Origin of the sequence: Chryseobacterium paludis, from assembly GCF_025403485.1 — a bacterium.
In the GTDB taxonomy this organism is placed as follows: Bacteria; Bacteroidota; Bacteroidia; order Flavobacteriales; family Weeksellaceae; genus Chryseobacterium; species Chryseobacterium paludis.
Genome location: NZ_CP099966.1, coordinates 2,431,178 through 2,449,634 on the forward strand (window position 1 = coordinate 2,431,178; position 18,457 = coordinate 2,449,634).

At 35.6% G+C, this 18,457-nt stretch carries 17 protein-coding genes and 1 riboswitch; of the genes, 13 read left to right on the forward strand and 4 right to left on the reverse strand.

Translation table 11 applies throughout. From position 1 onward, the window contains the following. The first annotated feature begins 247 nt into the window (after positions 1-247). The 6 genes from NG806_RS10870 to hxpB all read left to right on the forward strand — a co-directional run bounded on the left by NG806_RS10870 (position 248) and on the right by hxpB (position 5,735). Positions 248-2,089 carry a carbon starvation CstA family protein gene (locus NG806_RS10870; RefSeq protein WP_261513052.1) on the forward strand — a complete coding sequence of 614 codons (1,842 nt, stop codon included), beginning with the start codon at positions 248-250 and terminating at the stop codon, positions 2,087-2,089. Positions 2,090-2,138: 49 nt separating this feature from the next. Beyond that, positions 2,139-2,232: riboswitch (TPP riboswitch) on the forward strand. Between the two features lie 61 nt (positions 2,233-2,293). Continuing rightward, positions 2,294-3,091: a hydroxyethylthiazole kinase gene (gene thiM / locus NG806_RS10875; protein ID WP_261513053.1), complete on the forward strand. Its 798-nt coding sequence runs from the start codon at positions 2,294-2,296 to the stop codon at positions 3,089-3,091. Beyond that, on the forward strand, positions 3,088-3,723 hold the full coding sequence (thiE, locus tag NG806_RS10880; RefSeq protein WP_261513054.1) for a thiamine phosphate synthase: 636 nt from the start codon (positions 3,088-3,090) through the stop codon (positions 3,721-3,723). The genes thiM and thiE overlap by 4 nt, the downstream gene beginning before the upstream one ends. Continuing rightward, positions 3,720-4,553 (forward strand): bifunctional hydroxymethylpyrimidine kinase/phosphomethylpyrimidine kinase, encoded by an 834-nt coding sequence (gene thiD, locus NG806_RS10885; RefSeq protein WP_261513055.1) that lies wholly within the window; start codon positions 3,720-3,722, stop codon positions 4,551-4,553. Before thiE ends, thiD begins: the two co-directional genes overlap by 4 nt. After that, the gene (tenA, locus tag NG806_RS10890; protein WP_261513056.1) at positions 4,540-5,190 is read left to right on the forward strand and encodes a thiaminase II; all 651 of its coding nucleotides are present in this window, start codon (positions 4,540-4,542) and stop codon (positions 5,188-5,190) included. Before thiD ends, tenA begins: the two co-directional genes overlap by 14 nt. Then, a complete protein-coding gene (gene hxpB, locus NG806_RS10895) occupies positions 5,181-5,735 on the forward strand; it encodes a hexitol phosphatase HxpB (protein WP_261513057.1) in 555 nt (184 codons plus the stop codon). Before tenA ends, hxpB begins: the two co-directional genes overlap by 10 nt. Before the next feature lie 114 nt (positions 5,736-5,849). On the opposite strand, the gene NG806_RS10900 is transcribed toward hxpB, so the two are convergent. Both NG806_RS10900 and NG806_RS10905 read right to left on the reverse strand, forming a co-directional pair. Continuing rightward, the gene (locus NG806_RS10900; protein WP_214828969.1) at positions 5,850-8,579 is read right to left on the reverse strand and encodes a TonB-dependent receptor plug domain-containing protein; all 2,730 of its coding nucleotides are present in this window, start codon (positions 8,577-8,579) and stop codon (positions 5,850-5,852) included. A 123-nt stretch (positions 8,580-8,702) separates the two neighbouring features. Beyond that, positions 8,703-11,033, reverse strand: coding sequence for an ATP-dependent helicase (locus NG806_RS10905; RefSeq protein WP_214828958.1), 2,331 nt, complete (start codon positions 11,031-11,033; stop codon positions 8,703-8,705). Positions 11,034-11,291: 258 nt separating this feature from the next. On the opposite strand from NG806_RS10905, the gene NG806_RS10910 reads away from it, so the two are divergent. The 5 genes from NG806_RS10910 to secG all read left to right on the forward strand — a co-directional run bounded on the left by NG806_RS10910 (position 11,292) and on the right by secG (position 15,694). Beyond that, positions 11,292-11,453, forward strand: coding sequence for a bacteriocin-like protein (locus NG806_RS10910; protein ID WP_214828956.1), 162 nt, complete (start codon positions 11,292-11,294; stop codon positions 11,451-11,453). Between the two features lie 54 nt (positions 11,454-11,507). Next, the gene (locus NG806_RS23090; protein WP_449243640.1) at positions 11,508-11,657 is read left to right on the forward strand and encodes a bacteriocin-like protein; all 150 of its coding nucleotides are present in this window, start codon (positions 11,508-11,510) and stop codon (positions 11,655-11,657) included. A gap of 165 nt (positions 11,658-11,822) precedes the next feature. Beyond that, complete coding sequence (locus NG806_RS10915) at positions 11,823-13,136, forward strand: M16 family metallopeptidase (protein WP_214828955.1); 1,314 nt, start codon at positions 11,823-11,825, stop codon at positions 13,134-13,136. A gap of 51 nt (positions 13,137-13,187) precedes the next feature. Further along, complete coding sequence (locus NG806_RS10920; protein WP_261513059.1) at positions 13,188-15,221, forward strand: M16 family metallopeptidase; 2,034 nt, start codon at positions 13,188-13,190, stop codon at positions 15,219-15,221. 122 nt (positions 15,222-15,343) lie between these two features. Continuing rightward, entirely contained in the window at positions 15,344-15,694 is a 351-nt protein-coding gene (gene secG / locus NG806_RS10925; protein ID WP_214828951.1) for a preprotein translocase subunit SecG, read from the forward strand. 50 nt (positions 15,695-15,744) lie between these two features. Here secG and NG806_RS10930 read toward each other — a convergent pair whose 3' ends face one another. Beyond that, positions 15,745-16,584, reverse strand: coding sequence for a glycosyltransferase family 2 protein (locus tag NG806_RS10930; RefSeq protein ID WP_261513060.1), 840 nt, complete (start codon positions 16,582-16,584; stop codon positions 15,745-15,747). A gap of 1 nt (position 16,585) precedes the next feature. Beyond that, the gene (recR, locus tag NG806_RS10935; protein WP_214828947.1) at positions 16,586-17,197 is read right to left on the reverse strand and encodes a recombination mediator RecR; all 612 of its coding nucleotides are present in this window, start codon (positions 17,195-17,197) and stop codon (positions 16,586-16,588) included. Positions 17,198-17,308: 111 nt separating this feature from the next. On the opposite strand from recR, the gene NG806_RS10940 reads away from it, so the two are divergent. Both NG806_RS10940 and NG806_RS10945 read left to right on the forward strand, forming a co-directional pair. Continuing rightward, entirely contained in the window at positions 17,309-17,914 is a 606-nt protein-coding gene (locus NG806_RS10940) for an LURP-one-related/scramblase family protein (protein ID WP_261513061.1), read from the forward strand. 19 nt (positions 17,915-17,933) lie between these two features. Further along, positions 17,934-18,422, forward strand: a complete 489-nt coding sequence (locus NG806_RS10945) for a hypothetical protein (RefSeq protein WP_261513062.1) — start codon at positions 17,934-17,936, stop codon at positions 18,420-18,422. Positions 18,423-18,457: the final 35 nt, after the last annotated feature.

Here is an 18,457-nt window from a genome sequence, read left to right on the forward strand (position 1 = left end):
ATGAACGAGTAGTGATTAATTATTAAAACCGATTAATAAATATAGTTCACAAAATCAACACCACAATATATATACTGGTTTATAGTACTTTAACACATAAAAAAGCTTTCCACTTTATTAATTTGCTAAATTAATATACATATCTATATTTTTTATTCATAAATTAATTAACTTGGCCATTGTTTAAATTATTCAAAGTAAAATAAACAAAAAATTTAATTATTTATTCATAAAAAACTAAGATGATATGGATTTCCTAAATAACATAAACGCCTTAACTTTAGTTTTCACTTCAGTCCTTATTTTCGCAATTGCCTACCGTTTCTACGGGATTTTTCTGGCCAATAAAGTATTGCGTCTCAATGATAAAAATACAACCCCTGCATTGGAATTTGCCGATGGTAAGGATTATGTTGCCACTAACAAAAATGTTCTTTTTGGGCATCATTTTGCGGCCATAGCTGCTGCAGGACCTCTGGTTGGACCTGTACTCGCAGCTCAATTCGGATATCTTCCAGGTGCTTTATGGATCTTGATCGGCTGCGTCCTGGGAGGGGGTGTACATGATATGGTTGTTTTATTTGCCTCTGTTCGCCACAAGGGACAAAGTTTAGCTACCATAGCTTCTAAAGAAATTGGAAAAACAACAGGAACCGTTGCCGGTTTTGCCATTTTATTCATCCTGATTCTCACGTTGGCAGGTTTATCACTTGCCTGCATCAATGCCATGCACGAGGCATCATGGTCTCTCTTTACAGTAGTGATCACTATGCCTATCGCTATTATCATGGGCTTAATTATGCGCTACCGAAAAAATAGTGTGACCTTTGCCAGCATCTTAGGCGGTGTGCTTTTGATCGCAGGTATTATTGGTGGGCATAACCTGATGCAGAATGAAACAATGAATAATCTATTTTCCTGGGATATTACTACTATTTCTATCGCTATTCCTTTATATGGTTTTTTAGCTTCAGTATTACCTGTTTGGTTACTTCTGGTACCAAGAGACTATCTTTCTACCTATTTAAAAATCGGAACCATCGTCATGCTTGCCATAGGCGTAATTGCTATACATCCAACGGTACAAATGCCAGCGATCAGTCAATTTGTAAATGGTGGTGGCCCTGTTATAGGAGGCCCGGTTCTGCCCTTTATTTTTATAGTGATTGCTTGTGGGGCCATTTCAGGATTCCACGCCGTTATTGCAACCGGAACCACACCTAAAATGCTGAATAAAGAAAGAGAAATTCTTTTTGTAGGTTATGGGGCGATGTTGGTAGAAGGATTTGTTGCCCTTATGGCTTTAATTGCCGCCTGTACTTTAATGCCCGGCGACTATTTTGCGATCAATACCCCTAAAGAATCTTACGATGCATTTCTTGCGGCACATCCTTCTCTTCACGGAGTAGACATTGATTACTTTTCTCAAAAAATAGGCATCGACCTACATGGAAGAACTGGTGGAGCTGTTTCTCTCGCCGTAGGAATGGCTCATATTTTTAATAAGATCCCATATATGGATCAGCTGATGGCTTATTGGTATAACTTTGCGATCATGTTTGAAGCTGTATTTATCCTTACTGCCATTGATGCCGGAACAAGAGTAGGACGGTTCTTTTTACAAGAAATGCTGGGCTCTGTCATTCCAAAATTCAATGATAAAAACTGGATACCGGGAATCATTATAAGCAGTCTTATTTTTACTTTTGCCTGGGGCTATCTGGTCTTCACAGGAAATGTAAGCAGTATCTGGCCATTATTCGGAATTAGCAATCAACTTTTAGCAGCCTGTGGACTCATCGTGTGCACTACGATGCTTATCCGGCTGAACAGAGGAAAATATGCACTTTGCTCAGCTATTCCAGGAGTATTTATGGCAATCATCACATTTTGGGCTGGCTATATTCAGGTAACAGTTATCTATCTCCCTAAAGAACAATATCTACTTGCTACACTAGCAGTTGTTGCCATGGCATTAATGCTTATTGTATTTATTGGTGCTTTTAGAAAATGGTATGAACTTTTAAAAATCAATAAATCTGAAACTGATTTTTATGGAGAAACCGTAAAGGAACTGGTAGAAAGATAAAAAGATCCTTTGCTGGTTCTTTGCCTGCTCTGATAATTTTTATACATTTGTCTTGCTTTAGGGGTATTCTGAAAAAGAATTGAGAGAGTCCCTTTGAACCTGATACGGCTTACACCGACGTAGGGAAAAGCAAAAAGACATTCTCTACAATGTACTTTTGTTTTGGATTTTTTCCTGAAGCTATTTTTATTTTAATCAATAACAATGGACAAAAATCTTTGGGAACTGGTACAGTTGGTAAAACAACACTCTCCTCTTGTACATAATATCACGAATTATGTTGTGATGAATAACACAGCTAATGCTCTTTTGGCTGTCGGAGCTTCACCTATCATGGCTCATGCAAAATCTGAAATTCATGAAATGGTCAATATTGCCCATTCAGTGGTCATCAATATTGGGACACTCGATGAATACTGGTCTGAATCGATGTTAATCGCTGCTGAAGCCGCACATTCAGTAAAGAAACCCTGGGTTTTGGATCCGGTAGGTGCAGGAGCAACAACTTTTCGGGATGCTACTTTAAATCAGCTCCTGCAATACCAGCCTACAGTGATAAGAGGTAATGCCTCTGAGATTATTGCACTTGCTAAAGCCAATACGAGTATTACTAAAGGGGTCGATAGCACAGCAAAAAGTAGTGAAGCCATTAACGCTGCACATTTTCTCGCAGATCACTACCATACAATCGTATGCATTTCCGGTGAAACAGATATCATTATAGATAGTCAACAAATATTTCTTATCAGCAATGGACATCCGATGATGACTAAAGTAACAGGTCTTGGATGTTCTGCTACTGCAATTATCGGAGCATTCATAGGTATTACGGAAAATATAAGTGAAGCTGTGGCAGCTGCAATGGCATTGATAGGTATTGCTGGTGAACTTGCTGTTTTGGAAAGCAAAGGACCAGGAAGTCTCCAGGTCAATCTTATTGATAAATTGTATAACATGACGGAAAAGGAATTTATCAGTTATTTAAAGATAGAAAGAAAATGAGTTTACATCCTTTTCCTTATCAACTTTATCTTGTGATCTCTGAGGCAGATTGTATCGGAAGAAGTTTTCTAACAGTTGCCGAAAAGGCTATTCTTGGTGGCGTAGATATTATTCAGCTGAGAGAAAAAAACTGTTCTAATAGCGAGTTTATCAAAAAAGCCAGTCAACTGATTGAAATTACAGACAAGTATAATATTCCACTTATTATTAATGATAATATTGAAGTTACAAAAAATATAAATGTAGCCGGAATTCATGTAGGTAATAATGATGCAAAACCTACTTATCTCAGACAACAGCCATTTCTTCAAAATAAAATCATAGGCTACTCTATAGAATATCTGTCTCAACTTGAAAATGAACAGACCACAGAATCTGATTATCTTGGAATTAGCCCTGTATTCAGAACGAATACAAAATCTGATACGGTGACAGAATGGGGACTTGATGGAATTACAAAGATCAGACAGCTCACAGAAAAACCTTTGGTGGCAATTGGTAATATTCATCTCACTAATGTTAAGGATATTATAAACGCCGGAGCAGATTGTATCGCTGTGGTTTCGGCCATATGCAGTGCTGATGATCCTCAAAAAGCTGCTTATGAATTAAAAAATGAAATTCTAAAATGAAAAAGTATACATATCCATCGGTATTAACGATTGCCGGATTTGACGGAAGTGGTGGTGCAGGTATTCAAGCTGATATTAAAACAGCCTCCGCGTTAGGTTGTTTTTCCACATCGGTCTTAACCGCTTTACCTGTACAGAATACACAAGGCGTAAGAAAAATCTACCCTATTCCTGTAGAAGCTGTAGCAGATCAGATAGAAGCTATTCTGGATGATATTTTCCCTGATGCCATTAAAATCGGAATGGTTCACACCCCGCAACTGGTAGAAGTCATTGTTTCAACACTAAGTAAATACAAAAAAATACCTCTTGTTTTTGATCCTGTAATGGTAGCAACAAGCGGACATAGGCTTATTGAAGAAGACACCATTACAGCTATTATAGAAAGACTCTTTCCTATTGCTGATGTTATTACTCCAAATATGGATGAAGCAGCCATTTTAGCTCATATGAAAGTAGAAACTCTGGATGATCTTTATACTGCGGGAAAACAGATCAAACAATTGGGCTGTAAAAGCATTCTTCTTAAAGGTGGACATCAGGAAACTTCCATGATCACATCCTTATTCTATGATGAATACGAGAATTACCACTGTTTTGAAACAATAAAATTTAACACCAATAACACCCATGGTTCTGGCTGTACACTTTCCTCTGCTATTGCAGCTTATTTGGCCCTGGGGAAAACTTTATATGACTCCGTTTCTCTTGGTCAACAGTATATTTATCAAGCTATAGAAAATGGCAAAGATGTAAAAACCGGCCTGGGAAATGGTCCGCTTAATCATTTTTTTAACCCTCAAAAACTCGTCAAAAATGAAATGGTCTGAACAAACCTGGCAAAGTATTGAAGAACGATATCAATCTATTCTGAAAATGCCCTTTATAAAAGAATTATCAGATGGTACCTTACCACAAGAGAAGTTTAAATTTTACATGGTTCAGGATTCCTTATATCTTGAACATTTTGGAAGAACACTTTCAATGATTGCTACAAAAATTCACGATCTTAAGGATGTACTTGCCTATATGCGATTTGCTGAAAATGCCATCGTAGTGGAAAATGCATTACATGAGTTTTATTTTAAAGATTTTGGGGTTACTGATAAAGGAGTATTAGAACCCGCCTGTCATCATTACATCCATTTCCTTAGAAGTACTGCAGCTATAGAATCTGTAGAAATTGGTGTTGCCGCGGTATTGCCCTGTTTCTGGATCTATAGAGAAGTAGGAGATTACATTTACAAAAACCAAAACACAGTTAATAATCCCTATCAGAAATGGATTGAAACTTATGGTGGTGACGAATTTTCTGTTGCGGTAGACCAGGCCATTGCAATCTGTGATAAAATAGCAGAAAATGCGACCATGGAAACAAGAAAAAAAATGACTGAAGCTTTTATCATGTCAACCCGGATGGAATATCATTTCTGGGAAGCAGCATATGACCTAAAGACATGGATATAAAATCTAAAAGAGCCGTAATTTTCGATATGGACGGTGTTCTCATTGATAGTGAGAAATTCTGGAAGCAGGCTGAATATGAAGTTTTCAGCTCTTTAGGAGTTGAGGTCACTGAAGAATTAAGCAAGCACACACAATCGATGACGACTTCCGAAGTAGCTCGATTCTGGCATGAAAAATACCCCTGGGAAAACGCTGCACTAGATGTTATAGAACAGCAAGTCATCTCAAGGGTAATTGAATTGATACAAACAGAAGAATGTTCTGTTGCAGGTATAAAAAAGTTTATAGAAGATCTTAAATTAAAACAATATAAAATAGGCTTAGCCACCAACTCTCCTTACAGAATTATTCAAACTGTTCTGGATAAAATAGGGGTCACCCATTTATTCGATCACATTACCTCAGCAGAATTTAAAAAGCAAGGCAAACCTCATCCTGCGGTATATTTTACTTCAGCAAAAAATCTAGATGTTGATCCACAATATTGTTTCGTAATAGAAGACAGCCATTCCGGTATTATTGCTGCAAAAAAAATGCGGGAATGACTGTTATTGCTTTTACTAATCAAAATCCTGATATTTATTTTGATCTTGCAGATGATAGGATCATCAGTTTTGAAGGTCCCTTACCCGCAATATTTAACTAGATGAAATAAAGTTTTAGAAATTAAAATTTAATCTCGTGAAGACATACCTACCATTCTGTCCAAACTGTGAAGTGGAACGTGAGTAGATAAACTGGTCATTATTACTGGATGCCGGAAGATTTTTCGTAGGATAAATATCAAAGACATTATTGACTCCTAACGTTAAACCAACATTTTTCGTAAACTGATACGCTACAGAAACATCCGTAATCACTTTATCTGCAATCTTTTGATGTTCATCAAATGCAATAATCCCATCTCCATTAGCATCTAAAACATCCGCTCCGGTAACTTTTCCGAAATACGTATTTCTAAGATAGAAACTTGCATTTTTCCAGGAAACACTATGTGACAAAGTAGCTTTTACTCTTGGAACAGCTTCTTCAAGGTATATTCTTGATTTCTCAGAAAAATAAGTATTTTCCAGATTAGCAGATTCCAGTAAACCTGATGAATGAACATTTCCTACTTTTTTGGTCTGGTTAAGATTAACAGCAAAGTTATTATCCAATTTTACTTCAGAAAATCTCGCATTGTGCGTAATTACAACATCCAAACCTTTGGTTTCTGTATCTATCGCATTGGCAAAAAATTGTCCCGCATTGACTCCTGCTTTATCAAAGGCCACTTTTGCTGCATCAGGAACCGCAGCTCTTGTAAATTGATCGGTAAGGATAATTCTATTTTTAATTTTAGTAAAATATCCATCAGCTGTAAAGGTTAAGTTAGCCGAAGGAATTCTATAAGTAAATCCGAAGCTTGCTGATTGGGAAGTTTCCTGTTTCAGTTTTGGGATATCTAATAATCCGGCAATTTCTGAATCATTACTAAAAGTTCCAACATCAAGCAGCTGACCATTTGTAAATAATGTTGAAGTCACATTATAATAGATCTGATGGATAGAAGGAGCTCTGAATCCTGTAGATCCGGCAAATCTCAGATTTAAATTTTTATCAAGCTTGACTCTTGAAGCAATTTTATAATTAAAGGTAGAGCCAAAATCTGAATAGTTTTCATATCTCGCTGCCGCATCTACCAATAGCCAATCTGTAAAGTTGAACTCAAAATCAGCATATCCGGCAACAGATTGTCTGTTTTTATTTACAGCATTATCAGGCCTGAAACCACTAAAAACCTGTGATCCACCAGGAAGAAATTGCGTACCATTTCCGAAGAAATCAGTAGGTCTTGGAGTACTCCCGTTCCATACATTTCCATTTACATCATAGGTTGCATAAGAAGCTTCCTCCCCTGCTGTTATTTTAAAATTCTCATAACGGTGTTCTGCCCCAAAAGCAATATTGATCCCCTGCCAAACATCATATTTTTTTGAGAAATCGAGATTTATTGTGTTTTGAGAAAACCTCAATCCTCCAGCACTAAACTCATTTGGTGAAGCAAATCGCAAAGAAGTATTTCCTGTATTCTGGATATTGTAATCAAAAGAATTCTGTCCATAGGTATTACTGAAATCAATATTCCATCCTTCCCAGTTTCCTTTGATTCCTGCAGAAAGAGATAAATCCTGAATATCTGTTGCGATCTGAGGTAGATAACCATCCGGATAAAGCCCCGTAAAAGTTCTACTTTGATTAGGTCTTCTGAAAAAACCTCCCGAAGTTCCATGTCTGAAACTATATCCTCCAAATGTATAGACTTTCCAATCATCATTAATAGGAACTTCTATATTGGCAAAAAGCTGATGATTATTCAGTTTTGATTGTCCTACTTGCATATTGAAATCCTTTCTGTCTAATCCTCTATACGCCAGTTCCTGATCACTAACATCACGCCCTAATATCCCCTGTAATGCTCCAATTGTATGAGCCCCCTGGATTTGATTCTGAAAATCCTGAGAAAAATAATTTACATTCTGGGAATACTGATGAATATAATTTACGATCTGCTGAGAGTTGGGCGTATTATTAATGTCTGTGAATAATGTGGAAAGATTTACGCCATCATTCAAAGCTCTTTTTTCAATTGCGTTATAAGCATTATATATTGCTCCACTTTCTGTTCCTGCTCTATAAGTAGGATTTCTGAACTGAGAAGTCCAGGTAATATTATAAAAACCACCTTTCTTTCCTATTTTATTACCATAATTCAGGTCAACCTGAAAATTTTGACCATCAAAATTTCCGGTATGGTCATTGGCTGTTGGAGTAAGATTTCCACCATATGTAAATTGTCCGGTCAGTTTGCCGGTGTCTCTTTTTAACCCTAAGTTGATCACTCCTGCAATGGCGTCTGAACCATATTGGGCAGCTGCCCCATCTCGCAAAACTTCTATTCTATTGATTGCAAAAGAAGGAATTGCGTTCAGATCTGTTCCAACCGTTCCCCTTCCAGGAGTTCCATTAACGTTAACTAATGCTGAAGTATGTCTTCTTTTCCCATTCACCAAAACCAATACCTGATCTGGACCAAGTCCTCTAAGCTGAGCAGGATCCAAATGATCCGTACCATCTGAATTGGTCTGAACCGTAGAGGTAAAAGAAGGGGCAATAGCATTTAAGATCTGGGAAATATTGGTTTGAGGTAAAACCAATGAAGATTCTTTTATATTAAAAACATCTACAGGAACCGGGCTGTCTACTTTAGATCTTGCTCCACTTCGAGAACCTAATATAACCACTTCTTCTACATTAGCCGTCTTTACTGTATCTTTTTCCTGTGCATAAGCATACGTTCCCAAGAAAAATAAAACAGAAGCCGAAAAAATTGTCTTTCTATTTTTCATACATTTTATGTTAAGATTTCTTTAACTTTTTTTGAGGAGCAAATGTATGTCATATTTATTAGTCTACAAAACAAGTGGACTAATAATTTATAGAAAATGTTAATAGCTGATATCTATTCTTTTTTAAATCTTGGTTAGTTTCGCGTATTTCAGAATAAGATTTTTTTCTCCTTCATGCATGAAAATAACTTTTGCTTTGATATTCTGAGGATCAGTTCCATCCAGGAAAGTAACTTCGCCAATACCAAAGCGGTCATGCCTTACCCTGTCGCCAATCTCAATGTCCTGAGAAGAAGCTCCGCTTGGGTTGATAATTTTAGCTGTACTTACAGGTTTTAATTTCCTTGGTTCAGCAATAGGTTTCGCATCATCACTCTTTTCAATCGTTTTCTTTTCAACTTTTTTAAAGCTTCTCATTTCAGAAGGATGCTCGTCAAAAATATTAGACTTAAGGCCACTTTGGTTTATGAAACGCTTTTCCATTGCCGGATTAATGAATTCCAGATATTCCTCATCAATTTCACTTAAAAATCTTGAAGGCTCAGCATCTGTAATTTTTCCCCATTGAAAACGGGAAATAGCATAAGAGAAAAAAGCCTGTTTTTCAGCTCTTGTTAAAGCAACGTAGAAGAGACGTCTTTCTTCCTCCAGATCTTCTCTGGTTGCAGAACTCATAAAACTCGGGAAAAGATTTTCTTCCATTCCTACAAGGTGTACCACAGGAAACTCCAAACCTTTTGAAAGGTGAATGGTCATCAGGGAAACCATATCTTCTTCCTCTTCCTTAGCTTGTGTATCTGCAGAAAGGGCAATATTCTCGAGGAAATTAGATAAACTGGGATCTCCATCTTCCAACTGCATCTGTTCTTCAATGAAACCCTGCATCGAATTCATCAATTCCTGCACGTTTTCCACTCTCGAAATACCTTCCGGAGTTCCATCGTCTTTTAAAAATTTGATCAAACCACTTCGCTTAGCCACTTCCATAGCTACGCTGTAAGCCGTTTCGGTTTTTAATAATACCTGAAAGGCTTTGATCATGGACCAAAAATCGTTCAGTTTATTAAGAACGCCATTATTGAAACCTAACTGTTGCGAATACATTGGTAGATTATCTAATACTTTTGAAACAGATACATTATGAGCATCTGCAAAAACAATCAGTTTATTTTGAGTAGTTTCACCAATTCCTCTTGTAGGATAATTGATAATTCTTGTCAATGCCTCCGAATCATTTTCGTTAATCAAAAGACGCAGGTAAGCAATTAAATCCTTCACCTCTTTTCTTTGATAAAAAGACAGGCCTCCATACACTTTGTACGGAATATTTTTACGTCTCAATGCATCTTCAAAAGCACGCGTCTGAGAGTTTGTTCTATATAAAATAGCGAAGTCATTGTATTTTCTCTGATCTCTGTTACGAAGTTCCCAGATATTTCCGGCTACGAAATTTGCTTCATCAGCATCGGAAAGAGAACGGTAAATTTTTATTTTATCTCCTTCTTCATTTTCACTGAATACGTTCTTCTTGAACTGTTGAAGGTTTTTTGCGATCACTACATTAGCTGCATTTACAATCGTTTGTGTGGAACGGTAATTCTGCTCCAATGAAACTGTTATTGCGTCCGGATAATCTTTTTTAAAGTTTAGTATATTATAAATATTTGCACCACGGAATGAATAAATTGACTGCGCATCGTCCCCTACCACACATATGTTTTCAAATTTTGAAGCTAATGCTTTCACAATAAGATACTGCGAATGATTGGTATCCTGGTACTCATCTACCAGAATATATCTAAACCGGTCCTGATACTTTGCCAAAACTTCAGGGAAACGGGTAAGCAATTCATTGGTCTTTAACAATAAATCATCAAAGTCCATGGCTCCATTTCTAAAACAGGCATCTACATATTTTTCATAGATCTTCCCAATAAATTTCATATTGGCCTTTTCATCAGCTTCCATCAATTCAGGATTATTGAAATAGGCCTTTACTGTGATCAGGTTGTTTTTATAATTTGAAATTCTTGCCTGAACTTTTTTAGGTTTATAAAGGTCAGCATCAATATTCATGTCTTTCAGTACTTTTCTGATCACATTCAAAGCATCTTGCTGATCATAAATCGTAAAGTTTGAAGGATAGCCTAAATAGTGTGCCTCACCTCTTAAAATTCTCGCAAATACAGAGTGGAAAGTTCCCATCCAAAGGCTTCTTGCATTGCCTGGCCCTACCACCTTTGCAATACGCTCCTTCATCTCTTTTGCCGCCTTATTGGTAAAGGTAAGTGCTAAAATATTAAAAGGATCGATTCCATTAGTAATCAAATGGGCAATACGCATGGTTAGTACGCGAGTTTTCCCGGAACCTGCTCCTGCAAGCACCATTAGTGGTCCCTGTAAAGTGGTAACGGCTTCATATTGTGATTCATTTAATCCTTTCAAATAGTCCATGCTGCAAAAAAATTTGGGAATACAAAAATAACGTATTAAAAGGAGAATTCAAACTGTATATAGTCTCCAGTTTTCAAACTTATTTATTACCAACCATCTCTGAAAAAAAACATTTCACGCTTTTAATCTCGGTACATTATCCCTGCTCTATGACTTATTAACACATTGAAACTATAAGTAAATAAGATATTTACACTTAAAATAATCAACTTTACAATTATTTTTTTATCTTAGTTGATAACTAAAAATTAAAATAATATGAAAAATTTAAAGTCAATTTCAAGAGAAAATTTAAAAACAATTAAAGGAGGACTTAAGTATTGTGGTGATGGTACACCATGTGGTGCAGGCTGGTGCTGTGCAGGAAGCGCTTGCAGACCAATCAATTCTTCTTACTGTTTGATAGTACCGGAAGAATAATGCAATAATTTTTGTAATTATCCAATAATTGAATTTCAAACTAAATTAAATGATATGAAAAATCTAAAAACAATTTCCAGACAAAATTTAAAAACGATTAAAGGAGGACTAATACAATGCGGTGAAGACCTGCCACCATGCGCAACAGGATGGTGCTGTGCTAAAAATAGCTGTAGACCGTTAAGTCATCCTTATTGTCAATAATAAATCACCTTACTGATACCATAATAAATACCCCTGTAAATACAGGGGTATTCTCTTTGCCTGAGATACTCTAATATTTAATTTTCATATTCAATAACAATGAAAAAATCAAATTTGTAACAAGTAAGCTTTTTTAATGACTAATTGACAAACAATTTCGACTTTATGAAAAAACGACTTCTTTCTGTTGCTGCTGTAGCTTTCTTTGGAATGATGCTGAATGCGCAACAAATCAAATTCGAAGAGTATGATTTACCAAATGGTTTACACGTAATTCTTCATCAGGACAATACGGCACCAGTAGTTACAACAGGGGTAATGTATCACGTAGGTGCTAAGGATGAAGTAAAAGGAAGAACCGGTTTCGCTCACTTCTTCGAACATCTTTTATTTGAAGGAACACCTAATATCAAAAGAGGTGAATGGTTTAAAATTGTTTCTTCCAACGGAGGACAAAACAATGCCAATACGACGAATGACAGAACTTATTACTATGAAACCTTCCCTTCGAACAATGAACAATTAGGTCTTTGGATGGAAGCTGAAAGAATGCGTCAGGCAGTGATCAATCAAGTAGGTGTAGACACTCAGAGAGAGGTTGTAAAGGAAGAAAAAAGATTAAGAATGGATAATCAGCCTTATGGAAATCTATTTTCAACTATCCAAAAAAACCTATTTACCAATCACCCATACAACTGGCCAACTATTGGATCAATGGAGGATCTGAACTCTGCAAAATTGGAAGAGTTTCAGGCATTTTATAAAAAATATTATGTTCCTAACAACGCCACTCTTGTTGTAGCAGGAGATATCAAGCCAGAACAGACAAAAAAATGGATCGAGGAATATTACGGTGGAATTCAAAAAGGTACTGTTACTCCAAAAAATTTCCCGAAAGATGCGCCTATCACTCAGGAAAAAGAAGTTACGGCAACCGATCCTAACATTCAGCTTCCAGCTTATGTTTTTGCATACAGAACACCTGCCAATAAGGAGAAGGATGCTTATATCTTAGATATGCTTTCTTCTTATTTAAGTAATGGAAAATCTTCCGTTTTATATAAAAAATTAGTAGATCAGGAGAAAAAAGCGCTTCAGGTAGCTGCTTTCAATCAGGGGCTTGAGGATTATAGTATCTTTGCTTTCTTTGCTATTCCAATGGGACAGACTACAAAGCAAACTTTACAGTCTGATATAGACGCTGAAATAAAAAAACTACAAACAACTTTAATTTCTCAGGAAGATTATCAAAAACTTCAAAATCAATTTGAAAACCAGTTTGTAAATCAAAATTCAAGTATTCAGGGAATTGCTGCTTCACTAGCAACAAACCACGTATTGATGGGTAATACCAACTTAATTAATAAGGAAATTGACATTTACAGATCGATCACAAGAGAAGATCTGCAAAATGCTGCTAAAAAGTACCTGAATCCTAACCAAAGAGTAATCATTAATTACGTACCTGAAAAAAAATAATCCTAGATAACTTTAGGTTTAAAAGTGATTATAACAAACAATTATTTACAAATGAAAAAGCAATTAACATATATAGCGGTAGCATTTTTATTTACTGGAATGCTTTCAGCACAAAAAATAGATATTAATGCGATGCCAAAGCCAGGACCCACTCCTGCCATTAACATTGCAAAGCCAAAGACTTTCCAACTAAGCAACGGCCTTACGGTAATGGTTGTAGAAAACAACAAATTACCAAGAGTAAGCGCTAATCTTTCTATGGACAGACCTCCTTATTATGAAGGAAATGTGACAGGTGTAAGCCAGATCATGGCAGAACAGTTCGAAAACGGAACAACAAACATCAGTAAAGACGAATTCAATAAAAAGGTTGACTTTTTAGGTGCTAACTTAAGCTTTTCTTCAGCGGGCGCTTTTGCGAGTTCACTTTCAAAATATTTCCCAGAAGTATTAGGTTTAATGGCTGATGCTATTATAAACCCTAAATTCTCTGCTGAAGAAATTCAGAGCTCCAAAGAAAGAGCAATTGAAGGTTTAAAATCTGAAGAAAAAAACGCTTCATCTATTGCATCAAGAGTTTCTAATGCTTTACAGTATGGAAAAAACACATCCAGAGGAGAATTTGAAACCGTTGAATCCATCAATAAAATTCAGCTTGCAGATGTTCAGAATACGTATAAAAAATACTATTCTCCAGACAACGCATACTTAGTGATCGTTGGAGATGTTAAATATGATCAGGTAAAATCTTTGATTGAAAAGGCATTTAATAGCTGGAAAAAATCAAATACTGCATTTACAGCATTAGAACCCGCTTCAAACGTAGCTAAAACCGAAATTAATGTTGTTGACGTACCTTCAGCAGTACAGTCAGTAGTTTCTGTAGGAAACTTGAATACACTGAAAATGAAGGATACCAATTATTTCCCTGCAACAATTGCTAACTACATTTTAGGTGGTGGTGGTGAGGCCAGACTTTTCATGAACCTTCGTGAGAAAAATGGGTTCACATATGGAGCTTACTCCAGCATGAGTGCCAGTAAGTATTCTCCTGATTTCTCCGCTGAAGCAAGTGTAAGAAATGAAGTTACCGACAAAGCGGTTAAAGAATTTATGAATGAGCTAAATGCAATTTCTACAGTAAAGCCGGAAGAACTTGAAAACGCTAAAGCTAAACTGAAAGGAAACTTCATTATGTCTTTAGAAAAACCTGAGACTATCGCAAGATTTGCTTTAAATCAAAAAGTTCAGGATCTTCCTTCTGATTTCTATACAAATTATCTGAAATCAATTGATAAAGTAACTGCTGCTGATGTTTCAAACGCTGTAAAAGCTACGATCCTTCCTAATCAAAGCAGAATTTTCATTGCTGGTAAAGCTTCTGACATTTCTGAAGGATTGGAAAAATTAGGATACCCTGTAAAATATTTTGATAAAGATGCCAATCCTGTAGCAAAGCCTGCCGCTCAAAAAGTTGACGCAAGCGTTACAATAGGTTCTGTTGCTGACAAATACATCAATGCAATTGGTGGATTAGCTGCTGTTCAGAAAATCACTTCTATTTCTAGCGAAGCTACTACTAAAGTACAGGGAATGGATATGACCATGAAAATGATACAGGCAAAAGAAGGAAAAATGGCTATGAACATCAGCATGATGGGAAATACAGTTCAAAAAATTGTGTTTGACGGGAAAGATGGTTATATGGAAGTTCAAGGAAAAAAAGTTCCTTTAAGTGACAAACAGAAAACAGAAATGTCTCAGGAAAAAGAACTATTTCCGGAATTAAACTTCGCTAAGTCTGCGGAATACAAATTAGCAGGAATCGAAAAATATAACAATGAAGATTCTTATGTAGTGAAAAATGCAAAAGACACTTACTACTACAGCGTAAAAACTGGATTAAAAACCGGAGAAGTAAAAGCTGGAGAACAGGGCTCTACTCCTACAAGCTATGCCGATTATAAAGATGTATCTGGCGTGAAATTGCCTCATACGATTCTTCAAAATATGGGCGGAATGGATATTAACCTTGCGATAAAATCTTATCAGATCAATCAGGCAAAAGATTCTGATTTTAAATAAGGATAATCTCTTTTAAAGAAAAGACGGCAACAAATGTTGTCGTTTTTTCTTTTTACTAAAATCTTATTTTGTCATTCGGTAAAAAAAGATTAAATTTGCCCATTCAAAAAGATATCAAATTAATGGATTCTATATTTATACTATTGATGGTTCTTGTTATGATTGCTAGCATTTTACTAGTAATTATTGTTATGGCTCAAAACCCTAAAGGTGGAGGCCTTTCGAGTACTTTCGGAGGTGCATCATCTGCACAGTTTGGAGTACAAAGAACCAATGACTTCATGGAAAAAGCAACATGGACTTTAGGAGGAACGATCATCGTTCTTATTCTGATAAGCGTTATTGTTACAGGAAAACCTTCACAAACAGCTCCGGTTCAACAACCAGCTAAGAAAGAAGCTCCTGCAAAACAATCTACGCCTGCTTCTCAAACAAGCACACCTGCAAAGACTCCTATTGCACCAGCTAAATAAGCAAATAATATTTTTATATATTTAAAAAGCAACTCTACCGGAGTTGCTTTTTATTTTAATTTAATCTTTTCTATTTTGTGTCGAAGTCTTAATCCGGCTTTTAAAAATGAATACTGAATCGGTTTTGATTCTTTATAGTATTTGCTGATAAAAATTTCCATTGCTCCATAGAACCTTTCCAGGTAAATCTCATCTTTTACTGTACTTTCGCCCTTATGATGCAGTATTGAAGCCTTACCATAATAATAGTTTTTCAAGCCACTTCTGAGCAAGGTATAACAAAGATCAATATCTTCTCCATACATGAAATAAGCCTCATCCAGGCCTCCTACATTTTCATAAATATCTTTTTTAACAAGAAAAAAAGCTCCCGTGATCACTTCTACTTCATTAATTTCATTTTCACCGATATCATTTCGATAATAAGATTTTGAATTGTTATTTTTAAAATTGACAAATAACTTTTCAAAAGAATTGAACATATCAGGAACAGAACGCTTACTTTCAGGCAAAAATACACCATTAGCATCATGCATTCTAACACCCAAACATCCAAAATCAGTTTGTGAATCAGCGAAGCTTAAAATATCATTCATATAAAAGCCTTCGAGTTCCGTATCAGGGTTTAAGATAAGAATATATTCGCCGGTTGCCGTTCTTATAGCTTTATTATTAGCTTTAGCAAAACCTTCATTATTTTCAGAATCAATAAAATGAAATTCCGGAAATTCCGTGATAAGATCTTTCCATGAAACATCTGTAGAAGCGTTATCAATGACAATTACTTCATATGCAATTCCCTCTATATATTTTTGAATAGATAAAAGACAATTTCTAAGTAATCCAGTAACGTTATAATTAACAATTACAATTGATAGTTTTGTGTTCATTTTAGTCCTTTTCGTTATAAGGAAGTCTGTTGATAATCGATCTACCCAAAGAGATCTCATCTGCATATTCAAGCTCATCCCCTACTGATATACCTCTGGCAATACTTGAGAAGCTCACATTGAAATTTTTGAATTTTTTATAAATATAGTAGGCTGTAGTATCACCCTCCATCGTTGCACTAAGAGCAAAAATAAACTCTTTTACTACACCTGCATTTAATTTTCTTTCGATACTTGGAATATTCAGCTGGTTAGGACCTACACCTTCCATTGGAGAAATTTTTCCACCCAAGATCAAATACTTCCCTGTATATTTCCCCGTATTTTCAATCGCAATAACATCACGAACATCCTCTACGATACAGATCACTTCGTCATTTCTTTTAGAACTGCTGCATATCTCACAAATTTCAAAATCAGAGAAATTATGACATTCTTTGCAGTACTTTATTTCATTAACAAGATTGATGAGAGAATTTCCAAGACCTACTGCCCTGGAATTCGGTTGTTTCAATAAGTGAAGTGCCAAACGCAAAGCTGTTTTCCTGCCAATTCCGGGAAGTCCTGAAATCTCATCCACTGCTTTTGCCAAAACTTTACTTGGATAATCCATAATTACAAAAATAATATAAAAAGATGAGTATTTAAGGGTTTACAAAGCTTAAATACTCTCCTTTCCAATAAAAAATCTATCTTTGAGAATTATATGAAAAAAATAAACTAAATGGTACTTAAGAACCTTAATTATCCACTGGATTTTAAATTTAAAATCACAACATTAGCCAGTGATTTCAACATTACGGACAAAAATGGAAATTACGTTGCCTATGTTCGTCAAAAAATGTTTAAACTTAAAGAAGATGTTATTGTTTTTAATGATGAAAGCAAGTCTCAGGAGCTTTTCAGAATACAGGCTAACAAATGGATCGATTTTAATGCTTCTTATTCTTTAAATGATCTGATTGATAAAAAGAACTTTGGAAGATTAGCAAGAAAAGGAATGCGTTCTCTGTGGAAATCCACTTACAATATTCTGGACTCAAATGATCAGCCAAAATTTACGGTAGCAGAAGATAATGCATGGACAAAGTTTTTTGATGGAATGGTAAGTGAAATTCCAATTATCGGAATGTTTACAGGATATTTCCTTAACCCTGCTTATACGGTAAGAGGTGTGGATGGCAAGGAATATTTTAAACTTAAAAAAATGCCTTCTTTCTTTGGCAGAAGATTTCAGCTTGACAGATTGATTGATATTGATGACGAAGACGAAAGCTTAGTTGTACTTTCTTTATTAATGATGGTTCTATTGGAAAGAGCCAGAGGATAAATGCAATAAACCACAAACAATGAAATATCTTATTATTCTCTTTTCAGCGCTCTTATTAGTCGCTTGTAAAAAAGACAAAGAACCTGTTTCCAATTCTGCACCTAAAGATTCACTGAATGTTGTTCAGGACTCTTCGAAAGTAGAAGCATCAGGAAAAATTTTAGTTGAAACGATCACATTCCCGAAAGAAATCAAAGAATGCTCATGTTATTTTGCAAAAAGCAAAGCTGATTTTGAAGCGGAAAAATACATCTACGCAGATGATGCCGGAAAAACAGCATATATGAAATTGGACGGAAAAAGATTAGCAATGAATCTTATCTCATCCAGTGATATGGAAGCTGATGAACAATTGACGAAAGAGATTGAAAATGATAACTATAAAATTTCAGTAAAAGGTAAAAAAATAAAAGGTGAAGAAGCCTTATTATTTGAAGGTACGATTACAATAGAAAAACCAGATGGCACTGTAATCACTTTACCAATTTATGGTGAATGTGGATGTTAAAAAGTAAAATCAAATAACTATTAAAGTACTAAAAT